The organism is Frankia nepalensis (genome assembly GCF_016786325.1).
GTDB classification, from domain to species: domain Bacteria; phylum Actinomycetota; class Actinomycetes; order Frankiales; family Frankiaceae; genus Pseudofrankia; species Pseudofrankia nepalensis.
In genome coordinates, this window is the sequence record NZ_JADWYU010000185.1 from 1 (window position 1) to 25,478 (window position 25,478).

At 71.6% G+C, this 25,478-nt stretch carries 19 protein-coding genes and 1 pseudogene; 8 read left to right on the plus strand and 12 right to left on the minus strand.

Annotated features, from left to right (window positions below):
- Together I6A81_RS27885 and I6A81_RS27890 are read left to right on the plus strand one after the other, a co-directional pair.
- Window positions 1–403: pseudogene (locus tag I6A81_RS27885) on the plus strand (TetR/AcrR family transcriptional regulator); the annotation flags it as partial.
- A 267-nt stretch (window positions 404–670) separates the two neighbouring features.
- On the plus strand, window positions 671–2,260 hold the full coding sequence (locus I6A81_RS27890) for a class I adenylate-forming enzyme family protein (RefSeq protein ID WP_203002265.1): 1,590 nt from the start codon (window positions 671–673) through the stop codon (window positions 2,258–2,260).
- Window positions 2,261–2,403: 143 nt separating this feature from the next.
- Here I6A81_RS27890 and I6A81_RS27895 read toward each other — a convergent pair whose 3' ends face one another.
- The 3 genes from I6A81_RS27895 to I6A81_RS27905 form a co-directional block, all read right to left on the minus strand.
- The gene (locus I6A81_RS27895) at window positions 2,404–3,204 is read right to left on the minus strand and encodes a GntR family transcriptional regulator (protein WP_203002264.1); all 801 of its coding nucleotides are present in this window, start codon (window positions 3,202–3,204) and stop codon (window positions 2,404–2,406) included.
- 175 nt (window positions 3,205–3,379) lie between these two features.
- Complete coding sequence (locus tag I6A81_RS27900) at window positions 3,380–4,438, minus strand: phosphotransferase family protein (protein WP_203002279.1); 1,059 nt, start codon at window positions 4,436–4,438, stop codon at window positions 3,380–3,382.
- Window positions 4,439–4,482: 44 nt separating this feature from the next.
- On the minus strand, window positions 4,483–5,787 hold the full coding sequence (locus I6A81_RS27905; protein WP_203002263.1) for an acyl-CoA dehydrogenase family protein: 1,305 nt from the start codon (window positions 5,785–5,787) through the stop codon (window positions 4,483–4,485).
- A 69-nt stretch (window positions 5,788–5,856) separates the two neighbouring features.
- Here I6A81_RS27905 and I6A81_RS27910 point away from each other — a divergent pair, with 69 nt between their 5' ends.
- From I6A81_RS27910 to I6A81_RS27925, 4 genes are all read left to right on the plus strand, one after another.
- Window positions 5,857–7,569: a thiolase C-terminal domain-containing protein gene (locus I6A81_RS27910; RefSeq protein WP_203002262.1), complete on the plus strand. Its 1,713-nt coding sequence runs from the start codon at window positions 5,857–5,859 to the stop codon at window positions 7,567–7,569.
- Window positions 7,570–8,067 carry a VOC family protein gene (locus I6A81_RS27915; protein ID WP_203002261.1) on the plus strand — a complete coding sequence of 166 codons (498 nt, stop codon included), beginning with the start codon at window positions 7,570–7,572 and terminating at the stop codon, window positions 8,065–8,067.
- Window positions 8,064–8,993 carry a zinc-dependent alcohol dehydrogenase gene (locus tag I6A81_RS27920; protein WP_203002260.1) on the plus strand — a complete coding sequence of 310 codons (930 nt, stop codon included), beginning with the start codon at window positions 8,064–8,066 and terminating at the stop codon, window positions 8,991–8,993. The genes I6A81_RS27915 and I6A81_RS27920 overlap by 4 nt, the downstream gene beginning before the upstream one ends.
- Window positions 8,994–9,732: 739 nt before the next feature.
- Window positions 9,733–10,803, plus strand: a complete 1,071-nt coding sequence (locus tag I6A81_RS27925; protein WP_203002259.1) for an acyl-CoA desaturase — start codon at window positions 9,733–9,735, stop codon at window positions 10,801–10,803.
- Between the two features lie 88 nt (window positions 10,804–10,891).
- On the opposite strand, the gene I6A81_RS27930 is transcribed toward I6A81_RS27925, so the two are convergent.
- The 5 genes from I6A81_RS27930 to I6A81_RS27950 all read right to left on the minus strand — a co-directional run bounded on the left by I6A81_RS27930 (window position 10,892) and on the right by I6A81_RS27950 (window position 15,991).
- Entirely contained in the window at window positions 10,892–11,200 is a 309-nt protein-coding gene (locus I6A81_RS27930) for a hypothetical protein (RefSeq protein ID WP_203002258.1), read from the minus strand.
- 157 nt (window positions 11,201–11,357) lie between these two features.
- Window positions 11,358–12,548 carry a cytochrome P450 gene (locus I6A81_RS27935; protein ID WP_203002257.1) on the minus strand — a complete coding sequence of 397 codons (1,191 nt, stop codon included), beginning with the start codon at window positions 12,546–12,548 and terminating at the stop codon, window positions 11,358–11,360.
- A 64-nt stretch (window positions 12,549–12,612) separates the two neighbouring features.
- The gene (locus I6A81_RS27940) at window positions 12,613–14,079 is read right to left on the minus strand and encodes an aldehyde dehydrogenase family protein (protein ID WP_203002256.1); all 1,467 of its coding nucleotides are present in this window, start codon (window positions 14,077–14,079) and stop codon (window positions 12,613–12,615) included.
- Window positions 14,080–14,091: 12 nt separating this feature from the next.
- The gene (locus I6A81_RS27945) at window positions 14,092–15,060 is read right to left on the minus strand and encodes a sucrase ferredoxin (RefSeq protein ID WP_203002255.1); all 969 of its coding nucleotides are present in this window, start codon (window positions 15,058–15,060) and stop codon (window positions 14,092–14,094) included.
- Between the two features lie 4 nt (window positions 15,061–15,064).
- The gene (locus I6A81_RS27950) at window positions 15,065–15,991 is read right to left on the minus strand and encodes an enoyl-CoA hydratase (protein ID WP_203002254.1); all 927 of its coding nucleotides are present in this window, start codon (window positions 15,989–15,991) and stop codon (window positions 15,065–15,067) included.
- Between the two features lie 178 nt (window positions 15,992–16,169).
- Here I6A81_RS27950 and I6A81_RS27955 point away from each other — a divergent pair, with 178 nt between their 5' ends.
- Together I6A81_RS27955 and I6A81_RS27960 are read left to right on the plus strand one after the other, a co-directional pair.
- A complete protein-coding gene (locus I6A81_RS27955) occupies window positions 16,170–17,717 on the plus strand; it encodes an AMP-binding protein (protein WP_203002253.1) in 1,548 nt (515 codons plus the stop codon).
- On the plus strand, window positions 17,704–20,091 hold the full coding sequence (locus I6A81_RS27960) for a CaiB/BaiF CoA-transferase family protein (RefSeq protein ID WP_307874966.1): 2,388 nt from the start codon (window positions 17,704–17,706) through the stop codon (window positions 20,089–20,091). The genes I6A81_RS27955 and I6A81_RS27960 overlap by 14 nt, the downstream gene beginning before the upstream one ends.
- A gap of 158 nt (window positions 20,092–20,249) precedes the next feature.
- On the opposite strand, the gene I6A81_RS27965 is transcribed toward I6A81_RS27960, so the two are convergent.
- The 4 genes from I6A81_RS27965 to I6A81_RS27980 form a co-directional block, all read right to left on the minus strand.
- A complete protein-coding gene (locus I6A81_RS27965; protein WP_203002252.1) occupies window positions 20,250–20,696 on the minus strand; it encodes a nuclear transport factor 2 family protein in 447 nt (148 codons plus the stop codon).
- 149 nt (window positions 20,697–20,845) lie between these two features.
- A complete protein-coding gene (locus I6A81_RS27970) occupies window positions 20,846–21,970 on the minus strand; it encodes a CaiB/BaiF CoA transferase family protein (protein WP_203002251.1) in 1,125 nt (374 codons plus the stop codon).
- Window positions 21,971–22,207: 237 nt separating this feature from the next.
- Entirely contained in the window at window positions 22,208–23,497 is a 1,290-nt protein-coding gene (locus I6A81_RS27975) for an amidohydrolase family protein (protein WP_203002250.1), read from the minus strand.
- Between the two features lie 507 nt (window positions 23,498–24,004).
- Window positions 24,005–25,267, minus strand: coding sequence for an acyl-CoA dehydrogenase family protein (locus I6A81_RS27980; RefSeq protein WP_203002249.1), 1,263 nt, complete (start codon window positions 25,265–25,267; stop codon window positions 24,005–24,007).
- Window positions 25,268–25,478: the final 211 nt, after the last annotated feature.

A 25,478-nucleotide genomic window follows, 5' to 3' on the forward strand; every position in this document is an offset into this window, starting at 1 on the left:
CGAGGCGCTCGAGACCCGCCAGCCGCTGCGCGCGCTCTGGGAATTCTCCAACAACCGCACCGCGTCGGCGCTGATCGTCGAGCTCACGGCGCTGGCGAACCATCGAAAGGCCATCCGGGCTGAAATCGCGTCGGTCGGTGAGAAGGTGCGGGAGCTGGTCCTGGCCGCGTTGGCGGACTCGCCGAACGACTACACGTTCCCGATGGAGCCGGTCCCCCCCGAGGTGCTCGTTTTCCTGGTGACCAGCCTCCCACGGATGGTTCTCACCGAGCAGGCCGTGGGAATGTCCACCTCGCATGCTCAGACACTCGATTTCCTCCAGAAATATCTGGACCGGGTCGAGCCAAAGGAAAGCGAGGACGACTCGGCCGGCCCGGCGGCGGCCGCGCCGACGCCGGGCTGAGCGGGCGAGCGCCTTCCTCCCGACGGTCGGCGGCGCTCCCCTCGTGGCGTGCCGAGGTGGTCCAGCTGGATCCTCACGGTGAAGTCCTGTACGAACGTATGGCGTGATGCTATACGTTCGTACAGGGATGTCCAGGGAGGATAGACGGTGGGCTCAGACGACCTCTACTACGACCCGTACGACGTCGGGATCGACGCGGATCCGTACCCCGCCTACCGGCGGCTGCGCGACGAGGCGCCGCCAGGTACGGCGCCCTAGGATTCATTCATGACGACGATTTCCGCGCCGGAGAGTCACCTGACCTGGCCCGAGCGTATTGACGAACTGGCTTCCGCGCATCCGGAACTCATCGCCCTGACGACCACGGCTTTAGGTGGAGAGACCCTGACCTGGGGTGAGCTCGCGCTGCGCGGCCGACTGGTCGCCGGCCGGCTGGCGGATTTCGGAATACGGCCGGGTGACGTCGTCTGCGTCGAGCTGCCGGGCCGGGCCGCGCATGTCGTCTGCGCCCTCGGCGCCTGGCGGCTGGGGGCGACGGTGCTTCCGCTGCGCCCGGACCTGCCGGCCCGCGAGCGCCGGCGGCTGCTCGCGCTCGCCGATCCGGGCGTGGTCGTCGTGGACGGCCAGCCCGCGGCCGACCGGGAGGTCGCCGCCGACGAGCTGGTGAACGGCGTCGACGCGCGTCCGCCTGCGGCCTTTCCACCGGTCGTGTCGAGCCCGGCGTGGCTCATCGCGTCGGGAGGGTCGACCGGGGCGCCGAAGCTGATCGCGTCCTCGACGTCGACGGTCGTACCCGCCGGCGCGCGGGCGGTCGGCCCAGCGCTTTTCGCGGACACCGGCGACGCACGCCATCCTGTTCATCTCGTCTGCTCGCCGCTTTACCACACCCAGGGATTCGCGATGCTGCATCACACCCTGGTGGACGGCTACCGCAATGTTCTGGTCTCCCGGTTCGACGCGGAGCGGGTGCTGGATCTCATCGAGAGCGAACGAGTCGCCATGGCGGCATTCGTGCCGACCATGCTGATCCGGCTGCTACGTAGCCCGAGCATCCGTCACAGGGACCTTTCCAGCCTCGGCCGGGTCATCCAGGGCGCGGGCGCCTGCCCGGAGTGGGCCATTCGAGAATGGATCGACCTCGTCGGCCCGGAACGTTTCATCATGGGCTACGGGTCCTCGGAGGGAGTCTGCAGCGCGCAGATCCGCGGGGACGAGTGGCTGCTGCACCCGGGCAGCGTCGGGCGCCCGGTGGGAACCGAGGTCCTGGTCGTCGGCGAGGACGGGGCGCGACTGCCGGCGGGGGAGGTGGGCGAGCTCTACTTCCGGCCCGTTCAGGGAACGCGCGACGTCCGCTACGTCGGCCAGGCCGCGCCACGCACCCGGCCCGGCGGCTACGTCTCGATCGGCGACCTTGGCTGGCTGGACGAGGACGGTTACCTCTACATCGCCGACCGCCGGACCGACATGGTCGTGACCGGCGGCGCCAACGTCTACGTCTCCGAGGTCGAGGCCGCGCTGCTGCGGCACCCCGACGTCGAGGACGCCGTGGTCATCGGCCTGCGCGACGCCGAGTGGGGCCGCCGGGTCCACGCGATCGTCCAGCCGAGGCCGGAGGCGAGCCGGGACGGCCTGGCCGACGCGCTCCGCGACCACTGCAGGACCCATCTCGCGGCCTACAAGGTGCCGAGGACCTTCGAGCTCGTCGACGACCTCGGCCGCGCCGACTCCGGCAAGATCAACCGGCGCGCCCTGGCCGACCTCAGGGACGCGTCCGGTGAGGCGAGTGCTGGTGCAGCCAGTGCGGCGGTCTCGACTGGCTCGATGCCTGACGGCCTGTCAGACAGCGCGGCAGGGTGACGTCGCTCTGATGGGCCATGCACACAACCCGGCCACCGATGGTGACGGCGCCTCAGCGCTGCGCCAACGCAGCCCTCTGCCCGACCCGGAACCAGATCGACCACCGTCATTTGGTTCGACCCAGAACCAGGTGGCGAGGGCGCTCAGCGCCCGATGGCGGTGCCCGGCGCCGGGCGCGAAGCGTCCGGCGCGGGACCGCCGCGCCCGATGGCGGTGCCCGGCGCGGGGCGCGAAGCGTCTCGCGCGGGACCGCCCCAGTAGCCGCGGGTACGCAGATGCTCGATGGTCACGGCGGCGCAGGAACGTACGTGTTCCTCGCTGATCCGGGCCGCCGCCAGCACGTCGCCGGTCTCGATCGCGCCGAGCATCTGCTCGCGGTACGCCGCCTCGTTGTGGGCCCACCCGGGTGCGTCGAAGTAGAAGCTGCCCTGCAGCGCGCCACCGAGGAACTCCAGGATCGTGTCGAGGCGCGGTGACCTCCCGGAGTTCGTGATCAGTTGGAAGAACCGGCGGTCGAGGGCCCTTACCCGGGCCACGTCGCCGGTCGCGGCGATCTCCTGGTGCAGCCGGCGGAGCTCGGCGATCTCCGCCGGCGTCAGCCGCTTGACCGCGCGTTTCGCCGTCATCCCCGACACCAGCGCGACGACCTCGTAGTGGTCCTCGATGTCCTCGACGGTCACGTCGGCCACGAAGGCGCCGCGCCGGGGGATGGCGTCCACGAAGCCCTTCTGGGCCAGCTCGATGAGGGCCTCGCGGACCGGGGCGCGGCTGATCCCGAGCGTGTCCGCGATCTCGTCCTGATCGACCTTGCTGCGCGGTGGCAGGGCGCCGGAGACGATCGCGTCCCGGATGAAGCCGGCCGCCTCGTCCTTGAGGTTGCCGTAGGCCCGTCGACCCGAGGCGAGCCGGCGGATCGCGCTCGGGTCGACGTCGTAGGTGCTCACGGATGGCTCGCGCGGTCAGCCGGCGCGGCCGACGTGCCGGGCACGGACAGAGCGGTCGATACCAACGGCACGGCCGGTACCAACGGCACGGCTGATACCAATGGCACGGCCGGCCCGGACGGCGAGGCGCGCGCGGGCCGCGCGGAGGCCGTCGTTGCTGATGTCCCCACCTCCGTCACGACACCGCGGGATAGTCGCTCGACTCGGCGATCTCCGCCGCCTCTCGCATGTACTTGACCACGTAGCCTCCGAAGTCCTCGAGCTTCGGATCGCCATTGGCGCGTTGGTAGCCCTGCTCGAGCACGATCGCGAGCTTCCATTTTGCCAGTACGAGGTAGTAGTCGAAGTCGTCGACCTGCCGACCCGAACTCCGCGCGTAGTGGGCGAGAAGCGTGGAGCGGGCCGGCATCCCGACGAGGTACTCGTTGTCCGACGGTCCGGTGGGGTCCTCCGGCCAGCTGTGCAGCGCCCAGGCGACGTCCAGCTTCGGGTCGCCGACCGTGCCCATCTCCCAGTCGAGGATGGCCGCGAGCCGCCCGGGCGCGCCGTGGCGGAACATGACGTTCGGGAACTGGTAGTCGCCGTGCATGATCCCTGGCACGAAGTCGAGCGGCCGGTGGCGGGCCAGCCAGGCCGTCGCCTCGTCGAGGCCCGGGATCTCCCGGGCCCGGATCCGCTGGTAGAAGCGGGTCCAGCGCTCGACCTGCCGGTCGTGGTAGCCGGCGGGCCGGCCGAGGTCGCCGAGGCCGCGGGCCTTCCAGTCGACCTCGCCCATCAGCACGATGCCGTTGATCAGCTCGTAGGCCAGCTCGCCGCGGGCGGCGAGGTCGGTGTCGAACGGGGGCGCCCACCAGTCCGGCGTGTTCATCACCGACCAGCCGTCGACCACGTCCATGAGGTAGAAGGGACGGCCGAGCACGCTCGGGTCGTCGCAGGCGGCGACGGCGTCGGCGACGGGCACGTCGGTCCCGGTGAGCGCCTCGATCAGCCGCCACTCGCGCAGGATCCCGGCGTCGCGCTCGGCCGGCGCCGCGGCGGGCGGCCTGCGCAGGGCCGCGCGGAAATCGCCCCGGCGGATCTCGAAGATCTCGTTCTGCCGGCCGCCCGACAACAGGCGCGCCTGGACGGGCAGCCCCCGCCCCGGCAGGTCGCGCGAGTCCATCCAGCGCCCGAGCGCGCCGACGTCGATGGCCGACGCGCCGCTGGCGACCGGGGCACCCGCCGGATCCCGCATGTCGGCGGTCGAGGGGGTCTGGGCGGCGGCGGGGGAGGTCTGGCTCACTTGCTCGCCTCCTCGGGCTCGAGGAACTCGGCGTACTTCTTGCGGGCCTGCTCCTGCCGCAGTGGCAGCCACTGCGTCGGCCACAGGCCTTCGGTGGCCTTGCCCTCGGCCAGCACCGCGCGGGCGACCGTCACCCGGTGCACCTCGCTGGGGCCGTCGGCGAGGCCGAGGATCATGGAGCCGGAGAACCACTCGTTCAGCGGCAGGTCGCTCGTGGTCCCCAGGGCGCCGTGCACCTGCAGCGCCCGCTGGGTGATGTTGTGCATCACCTGCGGCGTGAGCACCTTCACCGCGGCGATGTCGTGCCGCACGGCCTGGTAGTCCTTCAGCTTGTCGATGCGCCAGGCGACGTACAGCACGAACAGCCGGAACTGCATGAGCTCGGCGTAGGAGTCGGCGACGTAGTTCTGCACGGACTGCTTCTTGGCGAGCAGGCTGCCGCGGGTCTCGCGGCTCAGCGCCCGCTCGACCATCATGTCCAGCGCCCGGCGGGCCTGGCTCACGGTGCGCATCGCGTGGTGGATGCGCCCGCCGCCGAGCCGGGTCTGGCTGATGGCGAAGGCCTGCCCCTCGCCGCCGAGGACGTTCTCGGCCGGCACGCGGACGTCGGTGAAGCGGACCAGGCCGTGCGTGCCCTCGCCGGGCGGCTCGTGGCCGAACAGCGCCATGTTGCGCTCGATCTCGATGCCCGGGGTGTCGCCCGGCACGATGAACATCGACGCGCCCCGGTGGATGTCGACGTCGGGGTTGGTGACGGCCATGACGATGTAGAACGCCGCCCACTTGGCGTGCGAGGCCATGAACTTCAGGCCGTTGATCACCCAGTCGTCGCCCTCGCGGACGGCGCGGGTCGTGAACACCCGGGGGTCGGAGCCGCCCTGCGGCTCGGTCATCGCGAAACACGACACGATGTCACCGTCCAGCAGGGGCTGCAGGTAGCGGCGCTTCTGCTCGTCGGTGCCGTAGTGGGCCAGGATCTCGGCGTTGCCGGTGTCGGGCGCCGCGGTGCCGAAGATGACCGGGCCCCAGGCCGCCCGCCCGATGATCTCGTTCAGGAGGGCGAGCTTCACCTGGCCGTAGCCCTGGCCGCCGAGCTCGGGGCCGAGGTGGCAGGCCCACAGCCCCTGGTCACGCACCTGCTGCTTGAGCGGCCCGATGATCCGGGCCAGCACCGGGTCGACCGGCCGCTCGAACACCCTGTGCCGCCACAGCGCGTCGAGCGGCTCGACCTCCTCCCGCACGAACCGCTCGGCCCAGTCCAGCTTCTCCTGGAACTCCGGCTCGGTCTCGAACTCCCACACGTCGCGCCTCCCGACAGCCAGCCACTTTCTCAAGTAGCAAGTCTCAAGTAGCAAATATATTATCTGGCCATGACGTCCGACGCGAGCCCCCCGCCTGCCCGGCCCCTCCCGGCGGTCGACGATCTCAACGGCTTCTTCTGGACCGCGGGCCGTGACGGCGTCCTGCGGATCCAGCGATGCGACGACTGCGCCGCGCTGGTACACCCGCCCCAGCCGGTGTGCTGCTACTGCCACTCCGAGCGGCTGGGTGTCGCCGAGGTGAGTGGGCTGGGCACCGTGGTGGGCGCCACCGTCAACCACCAGCCGTGGGAACCGGCCTTCCCGCCGCCGTTCGTCGTCGCCTCGGTCGCCCTCGACGAGGACCCCAGGGTCCGGTTGATCACGAGCCTCGTGGACGTGCCGCTCGACGAGGCCGCCGTCGGGCGGCGCGTGCGCGTCCGGTTCGAGCCCGCCGGGGACGTGTGGCTACCGGTGTTCGCGCCGGTCCGGGACGACGACGGCGGCGAGACGTTCGTGGATCTCCCGGACGACCCGATCGCCCCGGCCGAGCACGCGCGCCACGTCCGGCCCATGGTGCGCGCCGACAAGTTCGAGGACCGGGTGGCGCTCACGGGCATCGGCATGTCCCCGGTCGGCCGGCGGCTCATGCTGCCGCCGATCACGCTCGCCGTCGCGGCGGCCAGGGCCGCCGTCGCCGACGCCGGTCTCGAGCTGTCCGACATCGACGGGCTGTCGACGTTCCCGGGCGGCGAGCTGATCGGCGGCTTCACCGAGGGCGGCGTGACCGCGGTCGCGGACGCCCTCGGCATCCGGCCGACCTGGTACAACGGCGGCTCGGAGACCTTCGGCCCCGGCGGGGCGGTGGTCGCCGCGATGCTCGCCGTGGCCAGCGGCCTGGCCCGCCACGTCCTGTGCTTCCGGACGGTGTGGCAGGCCACCTACGCCGCCCAGCAGCGAGCGGCCAACCCGACGGGGGGCAGCCCGTACGGCATCGGCGGCAGGGGCGGGCGCGTGCCGGGCCCGCAGGGATACGTCGCCCCGTACGGGGTCGGCTCGGTCGCCCTCAACCTCGCGATGATCGCCTCGAACTACTTCCACCGCTACGGCGCGACGCGCGAGGCCCTGGGCTGGATCGCGCTCAACCAGCGGGCGAACGCGGCGCTCAACCCGGACGCCGTGTACCGCGAACCCATGACCATGGACGACTATCTCGGCGCCCGGATGATCACGACCCCGTTCGGGCTCTACGACTGCGACGTGCCGATGGACGCGAGCCTCGCCGTCATCGTGTCCGCGGTGGAGACGGCCCACGACCTCGCGAAGCCGCCGGTCCTGGTCGAGGCGGTGGGCACCCAGATCACCGAGCGCTTCCTGTGGCACCAGAGCACGACGAGCCACGAGCCGCAGACCCTCGGGCCGTCCGCGCACCTGTGGTCGCGCACGTCGCTGCGGCCGGCCGACGTGCAGGTGGCCGAGCTGTACGACGGGTTCACCTTCAACTGCCTGTCCTGGCTGGAGGCTCTGGGGTTCTGCGGCATCGGCGAGGCCGCCGACTTCGTCGCCGGCGGCCACAACATCGCTCTCAAGGGCGGGGTGGTGGCGCTGAACACCCACGGTGGCCAGCTGTCGGCCGGCCGTACGCACGGCATGGGCATGATCCACGAGGCCGTGGTCCAGCTGCGCGGCGAGGGCGGCGCCCGTCAGGTCGACGGATGCTCGGTCGCCGCCGTCAGCACCGGCGGCCTCGCCCCCGCCGGCGCCATCCTCCTGCGGAGGTCCTAGATGAACGAGCCCGGTCCCTTGCCCCTGCGAGCCACGGATCTTTACCACACCTGCGTCGTCGTCGAGAACCTCGCCGAGTCGATGCGGCAGCTCACGCGCCTGGCCGGCTATCGCTGGATGCCGGCAATCGAGCACCCCACGGCGGTCTGGACGCCGGCGGGGGCGGCGACGGTGCCGCTGCGGATGGTGTACTCGCTCGACGAGCCGCTGTTGGAGCTCATCGAACAGGTGCCGGGCACGACCTGGATGCCGTCGCCCGGCGGCGCCATCCACCACATCGGCTACTTCGTGGACGATCTCGTCGCCTCGTCGCGGGCGCTGACCGATGCCGGCCTGCCACTCGAGGCCTGCGGGGCCGGGGCGACGCTCCCGAGCGGGTTCGCGTACCACACCACGACCGCGGGATTGCGGATCGAGGTGGTCAACCGGTCCGTGCTGCGGGACATGCGGGAGTTGCTGACGGCGAGTTCGGCGGAGACTCCGGAGGCGGGTGCATGAAGGCCGTACGGAACGCGCCGCCGGGTGTCGAGGTCGTGGAGGTCGGCGAGCCAGAAGGTGACGGCGAGCTGGTCAGGGTGGCGGCGGTCAGCATCTGCGCGTCGGACTTCCTGTACCTGCGCTACGGGAGCCGGCAGATCGCCGGTCACGAGATCTCCGGTGTGCTGGCCGACGGCACGCCCGTCGCCGTCGAGGCGATCGCCGGCTGCGGGACCTGCCCGCACTGCGATGACGGCAACTACCAGTTCTGCGAGACGCTGCTGCGTGGCGCGCTCGGGATGACAGCCCCCGGCGGGATGAGCGAGTACTTCCGCGCCCCGCGCCGCGCGCTCCTGCCACTGCCCGCCGGGCTCGCGGTCCGCGACGCCTGCCTGGTCGAGCCGGGGTCGGTCGCCTGGCACGCCTGCCGGCTCGGCCGGGTCGGGCCTGGTACCCGCGTCGCCGTGGTCGGCGCCGGCGCGATCGGCATTCTCGCCGCCGCCGCGGCGCAGGCGCTGGGCGCCGACGAGGTCGCCGTCGAGGCCCGCCACCCGCACCAGCGCGAGGCCCGCGAGCGCCTCGGCGCGACCACGCCGCGAGGGCTTTACGACGTGGTCGTCGAGACCGGCGGGAGTGAGGGCTCCCTGCACCGGGCCATCGAGCTGGCCCGCCAGCGGGGAACGGTGGTCTACGCCGGCATCTTCGAGGATGTCAGGCTGCCGCACTCGCAACTGGCGTTGAAGGAGGTCGCGTTGCGGCCCTCGCTCGGTTACAGCGCCCACGGCGGGCGACGGGAGTTCGCCGAGGTGGCGGACCTGCTGGCGTCCCGCCCCGACCTGCCCGAGCTGCTGATCTCGCGCCGCTACCCGATCGACGAGGCTCCCGCCGCGTTCGAGGCCGCTCGCGACAGGTCGAACGGCGTCTTCCGCGTCGTCGTCGAACCCTGAACTCCACTGCTGGTCCTTGACCGTTCCCTCCCGGCGACCGCGTCGGCGTGAGCCACGGGGTCGCCGCCGGACCGGGTCGGCACTCGCCGCCCGCGGCGGGCGGCGCTGACCAGCGAAGGGAACGGCCCGCCCGACCGCCGGCCGCCTCGCCCTCTCCGCGCGGATCGCGGATGGAGGGGGCGTGCGCGGTCCGCCGGCGGCGGGCGAGGGCGCCGACGAGTCGGTGCCGTTCGCGGCGGCGTTGGGTCCGGGTGGCCGTCGGGAGCCGCGCGGTCGTCCCGTCAGACATCCGCGGCATTCCTGTCCGACGTCAGGGCGCCAGCAGGCGTCGTTTCAGGCCCCTGATGTCTGACAGGACATCCGAGATTTCTCGGCCCGGGACGCGGGACGGTCCGAGCGGTGCCCGCCGTGAACCGTCAACCGGGCGAGCCCTCCTGGAAGCGGCACTGCTCCGATCATGCGAGCGGCCAGGCCAGCGCTCGACCGTGGCGCCCGGCGGACGGGACGCTCCGGCAGGCGGGACGCACCCAGATGACATGGCGGTTTCACCCGGCCGCCCTCCGGCCCCCGGCTCGCGGATGAAAAGCTGGCGGGCCCTGCTCCAGATCCCGTTCGCGCACGGAGCAGGTGAGTCGCGCGCCGAAGGAAAGGAGCTGTGTGTGTTTCCTGTCGACCGCCGCCCCCGTGGGCTCGGTCGCCGCCCTGTCGGGGCGGTTCCGGTGATCGTGGGTGTCGGGCGATGAGCCTGGACCGCCAGGCGTCGCCGCGGCCCTCACCGCGCCCGCGCGGCCGCGGGAGAAGGCCCGCCCGCCTGGACGCGGACCTGTCTCCCGAAAGCACGTCGCCGAGATCCGGCGTCATCATTCTGAACGTCATCTGGCTGACGGTCCTGACCGTCCTGGCGATCGTGGCCGTCGGGCGGATCGCCTGGCACGGCGTCGACGGCGAGGTCCTCGCCTGGGCGGTCGGCAGCTACGTCGTGACCGGCTTCGGGATCACCGTCGGATACCACCGGTACCTGACACACGAGGGCTTCCGCTGCTCGCCCGTCCTCCGCGCGATCCTGCTCTTCGCGGGCGGTATGGCCATCGAGGGGTCCCTGGAAAGCTGGCGCAGAACGCATCTGGCTCATCACGCGCACACCGATGTGCGGGATCTCGACCCGCACACGCCGAACCAGTACGACGGTTTCTGGATGGGCCTGTGGCACTCGCACGTGGGCTGGATGCTGGTGCACAGCCGGCTTCCCGAGCCGTTCGACCAGCGTGACGACGTCGACCGGCTCGTGCGGTGGCAGCGCCAGTACTACGCGGTGCCGGCCGTGTCGAGCTTCCTGATCCCGTGGGCCGCGACCGGTTGGCAGCTGGACGGGCTCCTCGTGGCCGGCTTCCTCCGCGTGTTTCTGCTGTTCCATTTCACGGCCTCGATCAATTCCGTCTGCCATGTCTGGGGCACCCGCGGCGGCCGAAAGCCGTCAGCGGTCCGCAGCGCGCGCCGGGCCCGTAACTTCGCGCTGACCGCGCTTCCCACGATGGGTGAGGCGTGGCACTGGATGCACCACGTGATGCCGGGGTGCGTGGCCCATGGGTCCGGCCTGCGCCCTGACCCCACGAAATGGCTGATCTGGACGTTCGAAAAGGCGGGTCTCGCCCGGGACGTCAAGTGGTACCGCACCGAGCGCGCCAGGATTCTCGGCTACCAGCCCGATCCGGTGACCAGCCGCGCCGTCTGCCAGCCGGATCGCCGGGATCCGGTCGCGCTGGCTGGTGCCGTCGTCATGAAGGGTGGCCCCGTCGGCGACCATTCATGACTGTCGTGGGCGGCCCGCGGCCAATCCCTGGCTGGCACACGGGCCGGCGCCTCACCCGGCGGCGCTGGGCCCGTCGCCGGGTCCGGGATCAGTCACTGGCCGGCAGGGGCCGCGCCTCCTTGAGGACGAGTGGCCGCGCGCCGATGGCGAGGGCGCCCGTGCCCGCCTTGGTCACCAGGATCTCGAGGCCGGTGCCGGCGAGGGTGTAGCGCTTGCCCTGCTGGGTGCCGCCGGTCGCGCCGTCCAGAACGGCCAGCCCGGGCTGTGGCTCGGCCTTGATGTCGACCATGGGATGGCCGCCGCAGGTCAGCTCGACCTCCCCGGGGATCGGGCGAACGACCACGAGTTCGGTGGAGTCCGCCTGGCTGCGCAGCCTGGCGCCGCTCTTGATCTGCAAAGTCGTATCTCCTTGTCGATGGGGGACCGGGTGAGCGACGGAAAGCGGCGCACCGGAATGTCGGTGGAGACGCGCCCGCCCGCGGTCGGCATCCGACCACGGGCGGGCAGCCGGTCGGCCAGGGGGCTTTCTGGCCGACCGGCACGTTCCAGGTTGTTCAGAGCACCACGGGCAGCTTGTGGTAGCCGCGGATCGTGGCCGTGTGAATGAGCTCGGCACCGGACAGGTCCAGGTCCCACTTCGGGAAGCGGTCCAGGATCTCCTCCAGCGCGATCCGGCCCTCGATGCGGGCCAGCGCGGCGCCGAAGCAGTAGTGGACGCCCTTGCCGAAGGTCAGATGGGCGTCCATCTTCCGGCGGATGTCGAAGGTGTCCGGGTCCGGGAAGGCGTCCGGGTCGCGGTTCGCCGCGCCGGTCAGCAAAGTGATGATCTTCCCCGCGTCGACGGTCTGCCCGTGCAGCTCGACCGGCCTGGTCGTCACCCGCACCTGGATGGGCGACGGCACCTCGTAGCGCAGGGTCTCCTCGACCGTGTTGTTGATGAGCGACCGGTCCGCCACCACCTGGTCCCGCTGGTCCGGGTTGTCGGCGAGCGTCTTGCCGAGCCAGCCGATCAGCCGGGCCGTCGTCTCCACGCCGGCGGCGTAGAGCATGCCGACGTAGTTGAGGATCTCGGCGTCGGACAGGCCGCGCTGCTCGCCGGTCAGGACGTCCTTGAACCGGGCCTGGATCAGCGTGGTGAGGAAGTCGTCACCCGGGTGCTCCTTCTTGTATTTCAGGAAGGGCGCGTACGGCTCTCCGATGCTGGGCAGGCGCTGCTCGTCCTGCGGCTTCTCCTCCTTGAGCCGGGCCGACTCCTCCACGTGGTCGCGCAGGTTCAGCAGGTACTCGTCGGGAATGCCGACCAGGGCGCCGATGACCCGCATCGGCAGATGGCTGGCGAAGTCCTGCATCAGGTCGAACCCGCCGCTGCCGACCAGGGGGTCGAGGTACTCCGCGCACAGCTCCCGGATCCGGTTCTCCAGCACGAGTACCCGCTTGGGGGTGACCGCCCGGCTCAGGATCAGCCGGTGCATGTCGTGCTCGGGCGGGTCCTCCGCGATGAAAAGGCCGGGCGGGGTCGGAATCCCCGCCTTGACCATCTCCATCAGGATGCCCTTGGACGACGTGTACGTCTGCCAGTCGACCGAGAGCGCCTCGACGTCGACGTAGCGCGAGACCGCGTAGAAGTCGTAGCGGTCGTTGTAGTACAGCGGCGCCTCTTCGCGCATCCGCTTCCAGACAGGGTACGGATTCTCGTCGATGGCGAAGTCATACGGATCGTAGTAGATATCCGTGGCGGCGCTCACGCGGAGCTCCTCTCAACAAGCACACGTGCGGATGGCGCGGATAACACTGCTGGGGCGGCGGCGGTCATGCGGGCTCGCAGAGGGACTTGACCTGGAGGTACTCCTCGAAGCCGATCTGGCCCATCTCGCGGCCGATGCCGCTCTGCTTGTAGCCGCCGAAGGGGACGTCCGACCCGTAGTAGATGCCGCCGTCGACGATCATCGTGCCGGCGCGGACCTTGCGGGCCACCCGCTTCGACCGCTCGTGGTCGCCGGAGAAGACGGCGCCGGAGAGGCCGAAGATGGTGTTGTTCGCGATCCGGACCGCGTCGTCCTCGTCCTCGAACGCCTGCACGACGAGCACCGGGCCGAAGACCTCGTTCTGGACGATCTCCGCGTCCTCCGGCAGGTCGGCGAACAGCGTCGGCTCGAAGTAGTAGCCCGTCTCGAGCTGGGGTGGGCGGCGGCCGCCGACGACCGGCGTGCCGCCGGCCGCCTTGGCCCGCTCGACCATGGCCTCGACGCGGTCACGGTGTCGCGCGCTGTTCAGCGGGCCCATCACGTTGTTCGGGTCGAGCGGATCGCCGTACGGCATCATCGACAGCATCTGGGCGGCCATCTGCACACCCTGCTCGAAGATGGACCGTGGCAGCAGCAGCCGGGACAGGGTGGCGCAGCCCTGCCCGCCGTGCAGGCACACCATGAAGGTCGACATGCCGATCCCGGTGCGGAGGTCGGCGTCCTCGAAGACGATGTTCGGAGACTTCCCGCCGAGCTCCAGGAAGCACTTCTTCACGGTCTGGGCGCCCAGCTCCATGATCCGGCGGCCCACGGCGGTCGAGCCGGTGAAGCTGATCAGGTCGACGCGCGGGTCGGTGATCAGCTCCTCGCCGCGGTCGTTGACCGAGCTGGTGATGATGTTGAAGACGCCGGGCGGGATGTCCGTGTGCTCGGCGACGAGCTTGCCCAGCGCGCTGACGCACCACGGCGTCGTCGGCGGGGCCTTGAGGATCACCGTGTTCCCCGCGGCCAGCGCCGGCGCCACCTTCGCCAGGCTCACCTGCAGCGGCTGGTTCCATGGCACGATCGCGCCGACCACCCCGTAGGGCTCCCGCTCGGTCCAGCGGTGGGCGCCGAAGCCCTCGATGCTGCCGAGCCCGAGGTCCTGGGTGAACTCGTACTTCTCCAGCAGGTCGGTCACCCAGCCGACGTTCTCCACCGGCATGTCGAAGGTGGAGCCGACCATCTTGGTCGGCAGGCCGACCTCGGCCGTCATCATGGCCTTGAAGGGCTCCGCGTGCTTGGCCAGCGCGTCGTGCAGCTGGCGCAGACAACGGACCCGGAAGGCGACGTCCGTGCTCCAGCTGGTCTCGTCGAAGGCCCTACGGGCCGCGGCGATGGCCGCGTTCACGTCGCCCGTCGAGGCGTCGGCCGCGACGCCGATCGACTGCTCCGTCGCCGGGTTGATGTTCTCGTAGGTGGCGCCGCCCTCCGCATCGACGAGCCGACCGTCGATGAGCAGTTTGGCGACGTTCAGTCCCGCGAAAGTCATGTGGTTCCTCCGTCAGGTGAGTGGCAGGTGCTGGTCGCGGGTGACCGCCGAGACCGCCCATTCGGTCTGGGTCTTGGTCGCGGACGAGGGTGGGCTCTGGCAGTCGGGCATCGGGACAGTGCGCCCGGGCTGGACGTCCGCCGACCAGGTGACGGTCTCGCCGTCATGCACGCAGGACAGCGCGGCGCGCGCGCCGTCGACCGAGCCGGTGCGCGCGGCGTCCAGCAGGTCCCAGCCCACCTGGCGCAGGACTTCACGTTCCAGCGCCTGCACCTGGGGGCCGGGCAGGCCGGCGCAGCCGCGGTAACTGCCGGCGACGTCGCCGAAGTCGCCCTTGCGGCGCAGCACCGTCTCGACGAGGTCCTCGTCGCCGTAGGCCCAGGCGGTGCCCTCCGGCAGCACGAGAAACGTCGCGGCGAACCGGTGGCCGCCCAGGTGGCTGGTCCGCCAGTAGGTCACGCCCTCGGGCGGCGTGGCCGCCGCGAGGCGCGTCGCCAGCCCCGCGCCGAGCCGCCCGCAGCACGCGTCGCGCCGGCCGTGGCCGCAGATCAGCACGTCGATCCCGTCGCTCTCCAGGTGTGAAGGCGCGGGGTCGGCGGCGATCGCGAGCAGGTCCGCGACGGCGTCGGCGAGCGACGCGCCGACCGGGCGCTCGAACCGGCGGTAGCCAGCGAACAGTGGCTCCCCGACGGGTCGGGCGTGCAGGATGACGCGCCGCTCCCGCGGGCTCGCGTCGGGGTTCGACGGGACGACGCCCTGCAGGCGGTAGCCGAGCGGGCGCAGCAGCGGCGCCACCGCCGCGGCCTCGGGGGTCTCGCCGATGTCGTGCGGCCACGGCAACGGGATCTCCACCAGCAGGAGACCCGGGTAGCTGCCGAAGGAGCCGACGGGGGCGAGGGACGCCGCCCGCGACCAGTCGGCGCACCGGATCCTGGCCTCCGGGTCCACCCCGGTCGAGTCGATCAACGTCGTGTCCGCCACGGCGTCAGCCGACCGGGTTCGGGGCGGCGACGGCGTCGCGCAGCGCGGGGAGCACCGGTGGGCTGGTCCGCCAGTCGGGGACGCCGTCCTCGTCCGGTGTGGCGACGGGGAACCCGCCCTGGTGGATCCAGGCCCAGTGCGCGTGGTTGAGCTCGTGGAGGGTGAAGCAGGCGTTCAGCGCGTTATAGAAGCCCTGGTTGTCGACGGTCTGGTTGACCGATTCCTTGATCAGGAGCGCCGCCATGGTGGGCACGCTCGCGATCCGCCGCGCGAAGGCCAGGGTCTGCTCGGCCAGTTCGTCGGCGGGGAAGACCTTGGAGACCATCCCGAGCCGGTAGGCCTCGTCGGCGTCGATGGAGTCGCCCGTCAGCAGCAGTTCCTTGGCCTTGCGGGGGCCGAACTCCCAGGGGTGGGCGAAGTACTCCATCCCGCACATGCCAAGCCGGGTCCCGACCATGTCGGCGAAGGTCGTCTTCTCGGCCGCGACGATGAGGTCGCACGCCCACATCAGCATCAGGCCGGCGGCGTAGACCTGCCCGTGCACCGCCGCGATGGTGATCTTTCGGAGGTTGCGCCACCGGCGGGTGTTCTCGAAGAAGTGATGCCACTCCTGCAGCATCAGCTTCTCGGCGCCCTGGCGGGTCCCTCCGTCGATCTTCGCGGAGGGGTGCTGGTTCGGCCCGGGCGCGTGGTCCGCCCGGCCCTCCTTCGACCCCATGTCGTGGCCGGTGGAGAACATCGGGCCGTGGCCGCCGAGGATGACGACCCGGACCGTGTCGTCCGCCTCCGCCCGCCGGAACGCGTCCTCGAGCTCCACGAGCAGGCCCCGGCTCTGGGCGTTGCGTGTCTCCGGCCGGTTGAGCATGATCCGTGCGATCGTCCCGTCGTCGAGGGACTCGTAGGTGAGGTACCGGTACTTCGAGTCGGTCATCAGCGCCTTTCCACCCTGACCTGGACCCCGCGCCGTCGTCGTGGCGGTGGGGTCGCCGACCTGCGTCTGGGCCGGCGCCCGCCTGGCCCGCGGCTGTCCTGCCTGGACTCTTGCCGCTCATATTTACACTAAGTTGAAGAACGGCTAGTTTCAACCCGGTCAAAGGAGGGACTGGCTGATGAAGGTTGCCCTGACGGTCGCCGACTTCCTGGACCGGGCCGAGTCGGTCTACCCCGAGAGCCTCGCGGTGGTCGACGAGCCGGGCCGGCCGGGTTCGCTGTCGCGGCTCACGTATCGGGAGGTCGCGGCGCGTGCCCGCGGCATGGCACTGGCGCTGGACCGGCTGCGGATCCCCGCCGGCGAGCGCGTCGCGATCGTGTCCCCGAACTCCGCCCGCTTCCTGATCAGCTTCTTCGGGGTCAGCGCGCACGGCCGGGCGCTGGTGCCGATCAACTACCGGCTGACGGCGGACGAGATCTCCTACATCGTCGAGCACTCGGGGGCGACGCTCCTGCTCGTCGATCCCGAGCTGGACGACGCGCTGTCCGGGGTGACCGCGAAGGAGCGGATCGTCCTGGACGGGGTGGCCGACGCCGAGCTGTTCGCCCCGGCCCCCGCCGGCGCGACGCCCTCGGCGTGGACGCCCGACGAGGACGCGATCGCCACGATCAACTACACCTCGGGCACGACCGCGCGCCCCAAGGGCGTCCGGCTCACCCACCGCAACTGCTGGCTGAACGCGGTCTCGTTCGGCTGGCACACCACGGTGACCGACCGGGACGTCCTCCTGCACACCCTGCCGATGTTCCACGTGAACGGCTGGGGAATGCCGTACGCGCTGACGGGCATGGGCGGCGCGCACGTCGTGATCCGCAAGATCGACGGCGAGGACATCCTGTCCCGGGTCGAGGGAGAGGGCGTGACGCTCCTGTGCGGCGCGCCGGCCGTCGTCGCCTCGATCCTCGACGCCGCCGCGGCGCGGGTCGCGGCGGGCCGGCCGGTCCCGGGCCGCGACCGGGTCCGGATGGTCGTCGCCGGCGCGCCGCCGCCGAGCGCGGTCATCGCCCGCGTCGAGGAGCTCCTCGGGTGGGAGTTCATCCAGATCTACGGGCTCACCGAGGCGTCCCCGCTGCTGACGGTGAACCGGGCCCGGCCCGGCTGGCAGTACCTGCCCGCCGACGAGCGGGCGAAGCTGCTGTCGCAGGCCGGCGCCCCGGCGCTGGGCGTGCGCCTGCGGATCGACGCCTCCGGCGAGGTGCTCGCCCGCTCCAACCACGTCTTCGACGGCTACTGGCGCCAGCCGGAGCAGACGGCCGCCGCGATCGAGGACGGCTGGTTCCACACCGGCGACGGCGGCCAGTTCGACGGCCGGCTGCTGACGATCACGGACCGCAAGAAGGATGTGATCATCACCGGCGGGGAGAACGTGTCGTCGATCGAGGTCGAGGACTGCCTGTACGAGCACCCGGCGGTGGCCGAGGCCGCCGTGATCGGCGTCCCGGACGAGAAGTGGGGCGAGACCGTGAAGGCCCTGGTCGTGCCGCGGCCGGGGCACGAGGTCACGCCCGCCGAGCTGATCGCGTTCTGCCGGGACCGGATGGCGCACTACAAGTGCCCCACCTCCGTGGAGGTGCGCGACGCGCTCGAGCGGACCGCGACCGGGAAGCTGCAGAAGTTCAAGCTCCGGGCGCCCTACTGGGAGGGCCGCGACCGTGCCGTCAACTAGCGCGCGGCCGGCGGTGGCGGGCCAGGCCGGCGCTGGGCTGTCCGGGGTCCGGGTGGTGGACTTCGGCCACCAGATCGCCGGGCCGCTGACGGCCCTGCTGCTGGCCGAGGCGGGCGCCGACGTCGTGCGCGTCGACGCCCCCCGGGCCGCGGCGGCGCTTACGCCGGCGGACGCCTTCCTCAACCGGAGCAAGCGGCGGATCACGCTGGACCTCACCCGCGCGGCCGACCGGGACACGGCCCGCGAGCTCGTCGCGCGCGCCGACGTCCTGGTCGAGAACTTCCGGCCCGGCGTCATGGACCGCCTCGGTCTCGGACCGGCGGCCGCGCGGGACCTCAACGAGCGGCTCGTCTACTGCTCGCTGCCGGGCTTCGCGTCCGACGACGAGAAGGCGGGCCTGGCCGCCTGGGAGGGCGTTCTGCACGCCGCGGTCGCCGGGTACCGGCCGCTCAAGGAGCACTGGGACCCTTCTGGCCGCAACCGGGCGAAGGTCGAGGATCCGGCGGCCCCGCTCTTCACGCCGATCACCACCGCCTCCAATTTCGGCGGCCTGATGGGCGCCGTCTCCGTCGTCATGGCGCTGATCGCCCGCGAGCGCACCGGACGGAGCCAGCGGATCGAGATCCCGCTCGCGGAGGCGTACGCCGAGGCCTACAGCACCATGCTCGGGATGCGGGTGTACGAGAACCCGCTCATGGGCGACAACCACATGCTGCGTGACCTCACCTACGCGTGCGCGGACGGCGGGATCATCGATCTTTCGCCCTACTCGAAGTTCGTCATCCCGCTGCTGGTGGCGGCCGGCGTGGCGCAGGACTGGGAGAGCCAGGGCCTGATCGACATCGCGGCCCGGACCTTCGCGCCGGACAAGCGGGACCGCATCATGGCGATGTTCGCCGAGCTGGCCCGCTCCCATCCGGCGTCGTGGTGGGACGAGGTCGCGGCCAGGGCGGAGATGCCGGTCTCGATGGTCCGCACCCCGGCGGAGTGGGTCGCCACCGAGCACGCCGCCCAGTCCGGCGCCGTCGTGACGCTCGACGATCCGCTGGCCGGGCCGATCGTCCTGCCGGGGCGGGGCTTCGACCTCGCCGCCGCGCCGGCGCCGCGGCCGCGCCACCTGCCCGACCAGGACCGCGACGCGATCCTCGCCGAGCTGCGCGCCGGATTCGCCGCGTCCGCCGGCCCGGCGACGGCGGCGGCGAGCCCGCTGGATCTCCCGCTCGAGGGCTACAAGGCCATCGACGTCAGCCAGGCCGTGGCGGGGCCGACCGCGGCCCGGCTGCTGGCCGACTTCGGCGCCGACGTCATCAAGGTGGGAAACCCGGTTCCCGCGGTGACCGACGGGATCGTCGGCCAGCTCCATCGGGGGAAGCGCACCATCCTGCTCGACGCCAGGAGCGCGGCGGGCGGGCGGCTCGCGGGAGACCTGATCCAGGCAGCCGACCTGCTCGTCACCAACTTCACCCCGAAGTCGCAGGCCCGGTACGGCATCGACTACGAACGGGCCAGCGCGCTGAACCCGCGGCTCGTCTACTGCTCCATCACCGCCTACGGCCTCACCGGCCCCTGGGCGCACCGCAGGGGCTACGAGAACCAGTGCAACGCGGCGACGGGCATGAGCTGGCGGTACGGGGCGCGCTTCGGATGGACCCTCTACCAGCCGACGCCGATCAATGACGCCGACACGGGGATCCTCGGTGCCTACGCGGTGGCGGTCGCGCTCTACGCGCGGCTGCGGGGCGGCGGCGGCCAGAAGGTCGGCGCCTCGCTGGTCCAGGGCTCGACCCTCCACCAGGCCGTGTACCTCGCCGCCGAGGCCCAGGCGACGGACGCCGCGCCCGACGCGACGCGCAACGAGTACGGCCACAGCGCCCTCTACCGCTTCTACGCGGCCAAGGACCGGTGGTTCTTCCTCGCGGCCCGCGAAACGGACCTGGCGGCGCTGCTGGCCGCGACGGGGATCGAGCCCGCCCAGGTGGCGTCTGGCCACCGTGATCCCGGCGGAGCCCTGGCCGGGCTGCTCGCCGCGCGGTTCGCCGGCGAGCCGGCCGACTACTGGGTGGCGCTGCTGGCCGCGGCCGGCGTCGCCGCGCAACCGGCCGTCTCCATCGACGAGGCGGTCGACTACCTGCACCGGCGCGGCGTCGTCTACTTCGAACGAGGCGTGGACGGCAAGGACGTGGCGAGGCCGGGCATCGGCCGGTGGCTCTCGGAGACCCCGCCGCGGGTCGGGGCGAACCCCGGCGCGGTGGGCTCCCAGGCGGTGGAGATCCTGACCGAGCTCGGGGTGTCCGAGCCGGAGATGAAGTCGCTCGCGAGCGAGAACGTCGTGTGCCTGCCCGGCGGGCTTCCCCAGCTGCAGAGGCTGACCTGACGAGGGGACCGGCCTGGGCCAGTGCCTTGCGCGCCCGTCCACGCCGCCGCGACCGCGCTGCCGTGAACCGCGTCAAGGTCGGATCACCGCGCTGACCGGCTGCTCAGGAGCGTGCGCGAGTCGGGCGGCCCCGGGTTCTCCGGGGCGCCCGATCCGCGTCAGGGGTGGCCGGTCTCCGGCAGGTCCACGGTGTTGCGGCGGTAGTGGATCTTCCAGCCGTCCGGCGTGCGCACGTGCCGGCTGTGGTGGTGTCCGAACCAGACGACGCGGGTCAGCCCGTCGTCCTGGGTGCGGCCGACTCCGTAGAGCATCGTGGAGCGGGCGGTGTCGCCGTCGACGATGATCCGCGGGTTCATCTCCATGTGGATCACCGCCGGCGGGTTGTTCTCGATCACCGCGGCGAGCATTTCCCTGATCGCGGCCCGCCCGCGCGCGGTCCGGCCCGTGCTCATCTCGAACTCGCCGTCCTCGGCCCACAGCTCGGCCCAGGCGTCGAGGTCGCGGGTGTCGAGCAGCTCGCCGTAGTCGATCAGACTCCGCAGGATCTCCTCCCGGTCCTCCAGCAGTTGCACGCGCTCCTCGAGGCTCAGCTTGCTTCTGGTCATGGCGGTGGCGCCTCCCGGATTGATTCGTGATCGGTCAGGAAACGGTTCCCGGCGGCCGCCGGCCCACGCGGTCGGACGCGCCCGCGCGCCCGCGGAGCCTGGGCCAGGGCCAGGCTCCGCGGTTCTGGATCAGGCGCGGCGGTTCTGGATCAGGCACGGCGCCCGACGGCGCCGCACTCCTCGAGCTCGTCGATCAGGGAGGCGGTCAGTCCCGCCTCCTCCAGCACGGCCCGCGTGTGCGCGCCCGCCGGCGGCGGAGGGTAGCTCTCGGCGGGCGGCCGCTGGCCGTCCTCGTCACGGATCCGGATCGGGGAACGCGGGACCAGCAGCTCACCGACCGTCCGCAGCGTGCCCCGTGCCGCCGCGTGCGGATCGTCCACCAGGTCCGGGCCGCGGTTCACGCGCACGACGCTGGCGCCGCGCGGCCCGAGCTCGGCGACCCAGTCCTCGGCCGGGCGGGTCCGGAAGATCGCGGCGAGCCGTTCGGTCACGGCGTCCGGATCGCCCCACCGGTGCAGGGAGCCCGTCAGGTCCGCCACGCCGAGTCCCTCGCAGAGTGCCGCCCAGGTGCGCGGCTCCGCGGCCGTGACCGCGACCCAGGTCCCGCCCGCGCACTCGTAGAGGCGCCGGTCGGGGCCGATCGGCACGCCTCGCCCGCCCTGGTCGAACGTTCCGTCGGCCGAGGAGAGCAGCCAGGTGGCCGATTCCGACAGGCTGATGTCCAGCTGACATCCCGAGCCGGTCCGGTCCCGGTCCCGCAGCGCCGCGAGGATCCCGACGACGGCCATGAGCGCGCCCACGGGGATGGGAAGGATCAGCTGCGGGTGCCACGGCAGCCCCGGGTTCAGCGCGGTCAGCAGGCCGGAATGCGCCGCGAACGAAAGATCGTGCCCGGACCAGTTGGCGTACGGCCCGTCCTGGCCGTATCCGGATATCGAGCACCAGACGAGCGCGGGCAACTCCTTCGACGCGTGGGAGTAACCGAACCCCCGCTCGTCCATGGCGCCGGGCCGCTCGTTTTCCACCAGAACGTCAGCGTGCGCGGCCAGGAGCCGCAGGACCTCGAGGCCGCGCGGGTGGCGCAGGTCGACGGCCACCGAACGCTTGCCGCGGTTCAGCCCGATCGGGCCGTCGAACATCCGCCCCTTCGGTGACTCCACCCGAATCACATCGGCGCCTAAGTCGGCCAGCAGCACGGTGCCGAAGGCACCGGGGGGCAGCCGGGTCAGGTCGAGCACCGTGACGCCGGCCAGGGGCAGCTTCGAATCGGACATCGCTCTCTCCTCGGGGCCGAAGCGTGACAAATCCTGTTGATGCCGGCGGGCCTCCCGGGCAAGGTGCCCATGATTCCCGCGGCGGCCGCGACGATACCGATCGCCCTCGTCCGCCCGGCCCGGCGCGGGGCGCGGTCCCGCCACCCGAAACGCGCGCCTCCCTCCCGGCCCGGGTAACGACCGTGCCTCCACCGCCACTGAACGCGGCGGTGGAGGCACGTGGGACGCGCTGGACGCCTAGCCGATGAACCGGACGAGGTTGTCGCGCATGATCTTGCGAATGGTGGTGTCGTCGAGGTCCTTGAGCAGCGTGACGTACTGCATGGGGTCCGGAACGCCCTCGGAGTGCGGGAAGTCGGATCCGAAGACCAGGCAGTCGGCGCCGACGGTCGCGATACCCCGGTTGATGTCCTCCTCGGGGAAGGGCGCGATGACGCACCGCTCCTTGAAGACGGAGGAGGGCCGGCCGGGCAGGGTGCCCCACTTGGGCTTGCGGCCCAGAAGCATGGCGTGGTCGAGCTTGCGCAGCAGGTAGGGCAGCCAGACGGTTCCGAACTCGGCGATGAGCACCTTGATGTTGGGGAAACGGCCGAACATGCCGTGGTAGAACATCGCGGTGAGGGTGTCCATCATGGGCCGGTCGCCCCAGTAGGAAACCCACTGGAACCCGTTGAACTCCACGTAACGGGCGTCGGGCTTCTCGCCCCACTCGCCGCCGTGCCGCGCGTAGGTCCCGCCGAGGTGGACCGCGACCCGGGTGTTGGACTCGTTGACCAGGTTCCAGAAGGGGTCGAAGTACGGGTCGAAGGGCGAGCGGCCGTTCCACGCCGGGCCGGGCTGCAGGTCGACGAACTTCGCGCCGCGCTCCAGCGACCGCCTGAGCTCGGCCACCGCGAGGTCGACGTCGAGCAGCGGGATCGGCACGGGGACCAGGATGCGGTTCTCGTGGGCGTAGCCCCAGTCCTCCCAGAGCCAGTCGTTGTACGCCCGGTTCACGGCGTAGCCGGCCTCGATGTCGCCGCGCCGAAACGCGCTCTCCCAGCCGGTGCCGACGGTGTGCAGGACGGCGACCTCGACGTTCTGAAGGTCCATCAGCGACAGGCGCGGGTCCTTCTTCTCGAAGGCCGGCCGCATCGCGTTGTACCGCTCGACGAGCTGCTCCCGGCTGAGCTGGTCGAGGTCCTTCATCGGGTTGAGCTTGTTCAGCATCGCGCCCGGGATCGGGATGTTGCCGGCCATCCCGGAAATCTCGGAGAGGTCGACGCCGCCGTGGCCGCCCTCCGGCGCGGAGTGGACCCCGAGCGTCCGCCGCTCGTGGTCCTCCTCCTCGTCGTGCTCCTCCTCGGTGAGCATCCGCGGCTCGCCGGGCAGCCAGGCCCGCTCGATCATCTCGGCGGACAGGTAGCGCGTCACGGCATCTGAAGGCGCGTAGAGGTGGTGGTCGGCATCGAAAATGCCATACGGGAGGCTCTGCTCGACATCCGCCACGTAGATACCGCGTGATCCGAGCTGGGGGGTGTCGGCCAACGGGCCCTCCTGAGTAGTTCATGGATGCTGCCGTATTTGAACTGAGTTTAACTACGAGGGCGCCCGCGTGCCACCCCACATCCGGGTGTCCTGGCCCGCACTTCCCCTGGCAATGCGACCGCGCGCCCGAGCCGTCGGGGACAGCCGGCGACACAATCCCGGGAAGCGCGAAGCGGCGGCGGCCACGCCGATCACCATCGCGCGCCGTATCGCCCGGCGACGCCATGCTCCGTCGGCGGCCGAAGACCATGAGGGCCGTCCCGCCGCGTATTCCGCCCGGTGAACGGCCCGGGGCGCGCGAATTAACGCCGCGATTGCGGCGCCCGCCGCGGCGGAACGCCCCGGAGGATCCCGCCGATGTCGTCGACGCTCCTGGGCCGCGATATCCGCCCGCGACCCGCGCGCACGATCCGGAACATCGGCGGGATTCTTATCCCACCCTTGAAACCGTGTTCAGCCGCCATTGACACGAGCGCGGGCGGCCACGCGCGACCGTTCTCGACGCTCTCAGGTCGTGAACCACTGCCGGGCGCTGTTGACGACCTCCCGGAACGGCTTGCCCCGATCGAAGCTCGGCTCCCGGGGCATGCCGAGCACCTGCTCGCTGATCGCGTTGCGCTGCATCTCGTTGGAGCCGCCGGCGATCGACCACACCCGGCTGTTCAGGTAGTCCAGAGCGGCGCGCTGCCCCTCCTCGTCGCCGTCCTTCCAGACGAGCCCGAGCCCCTGGCCGATCTCCAGGACGAGGCGGGCCCGCTCCGGGTTGTACACGCCCGCGGCCAGCTTCCAGTAGGACGCGACGCCGGTGGCCGGCTTGTCACCCGCCTTCAGGAGGCCGGTGACGCGCTGGCCGAGCTGCCCCCGGGCCCAGTCGGCGGTGTGGATCCGGGCGACCGTCTGCCGGGCGACCGGGTCCTGGGCGCGGCCGGCGGCCCGGGTCAGGTCCAGCAGGAACGGGTCGACGTCGGCGGCCTGGACCGTCGGCAGGTGCAGCGGGTCGTCGCGGCCGGCACCCCGCTCGACGAGCAGCAGGGTCTGGGCCACGGTCCAGCCCTTGTTGACCTCGCCGATCACGTCGTCGTCGCCGACCTCGACCTCGTCGAGGAACTCCTCGCAGAACTCGGCGTCGCCGGTGATCTCCCGGATGGGGCGGATGGTCACGCCCTTGGCGTTCAGAGGCACCGCGAACCAGGTGAGGCCGCGGTGCTTGGGCGCGTCCCAGTCGGTCCGGGCCAGGCACATTCCGTAGTCGGCCTGGTGGGCGCCGCTGGTCCAGATCTTCGAACCCGTGATCAACCACTTGTCGCCGTCGCGCACCGCCCGCGTCGTGATGCCGGCCATGTCGGAGCCGGCGCTCGGCTCGGAGAACAGCTGGACGAACAGCTCGTCGCCGGCGAGCATGCGCGGCACGTGCCGGGCCAGGAACTCCGGCGAGCCGTGCCGGACGATGGTCTGCCCGCACGGGCCGTAGGTCGTGCCGCCGGGGTGGCCGAGGTCGGGCGTCCGGTACCGGACGGCCTCCTCGGCGAAGGCGCGGGCGTGGGCGTCGCTCAGGCCCTGGCCGCCGTACTCGCTGGGCCAGTTGATGCCCGCGTAGCCGGCCTCGTAGAGCTTCTTCTGCAGCGCCCGCTGCGCCTGGAAGCCCTCGTCGTCCTGCTGGGTGCCACCGCGCCCGTGCGCGGACTGGCCCGGGTCACGCGGCTCGAGGTTCGCGGCGAGCCACTGCCTGGCCCGCTCGCGGTACTCCTCGATCTCCGGTGTGTCCGTCATGGGTTTTCCCTCGCTTCCCGTCGCGCTCACAGGGTCAGAGGGCGCGTGATAATGATCTTTCGTCGCGCGCCCGGCGGCCATTCGGCGTGACTCACAGGGCCAAAGGGTGCGCGATAATGATCTTTCGTCGCGTACCCGGCGGCCATTCGGCGTGACTCACAGGGCCAAAGGGTGCGCGATAATGATCTTTCGTCGCGTACCCGGCGGCCAT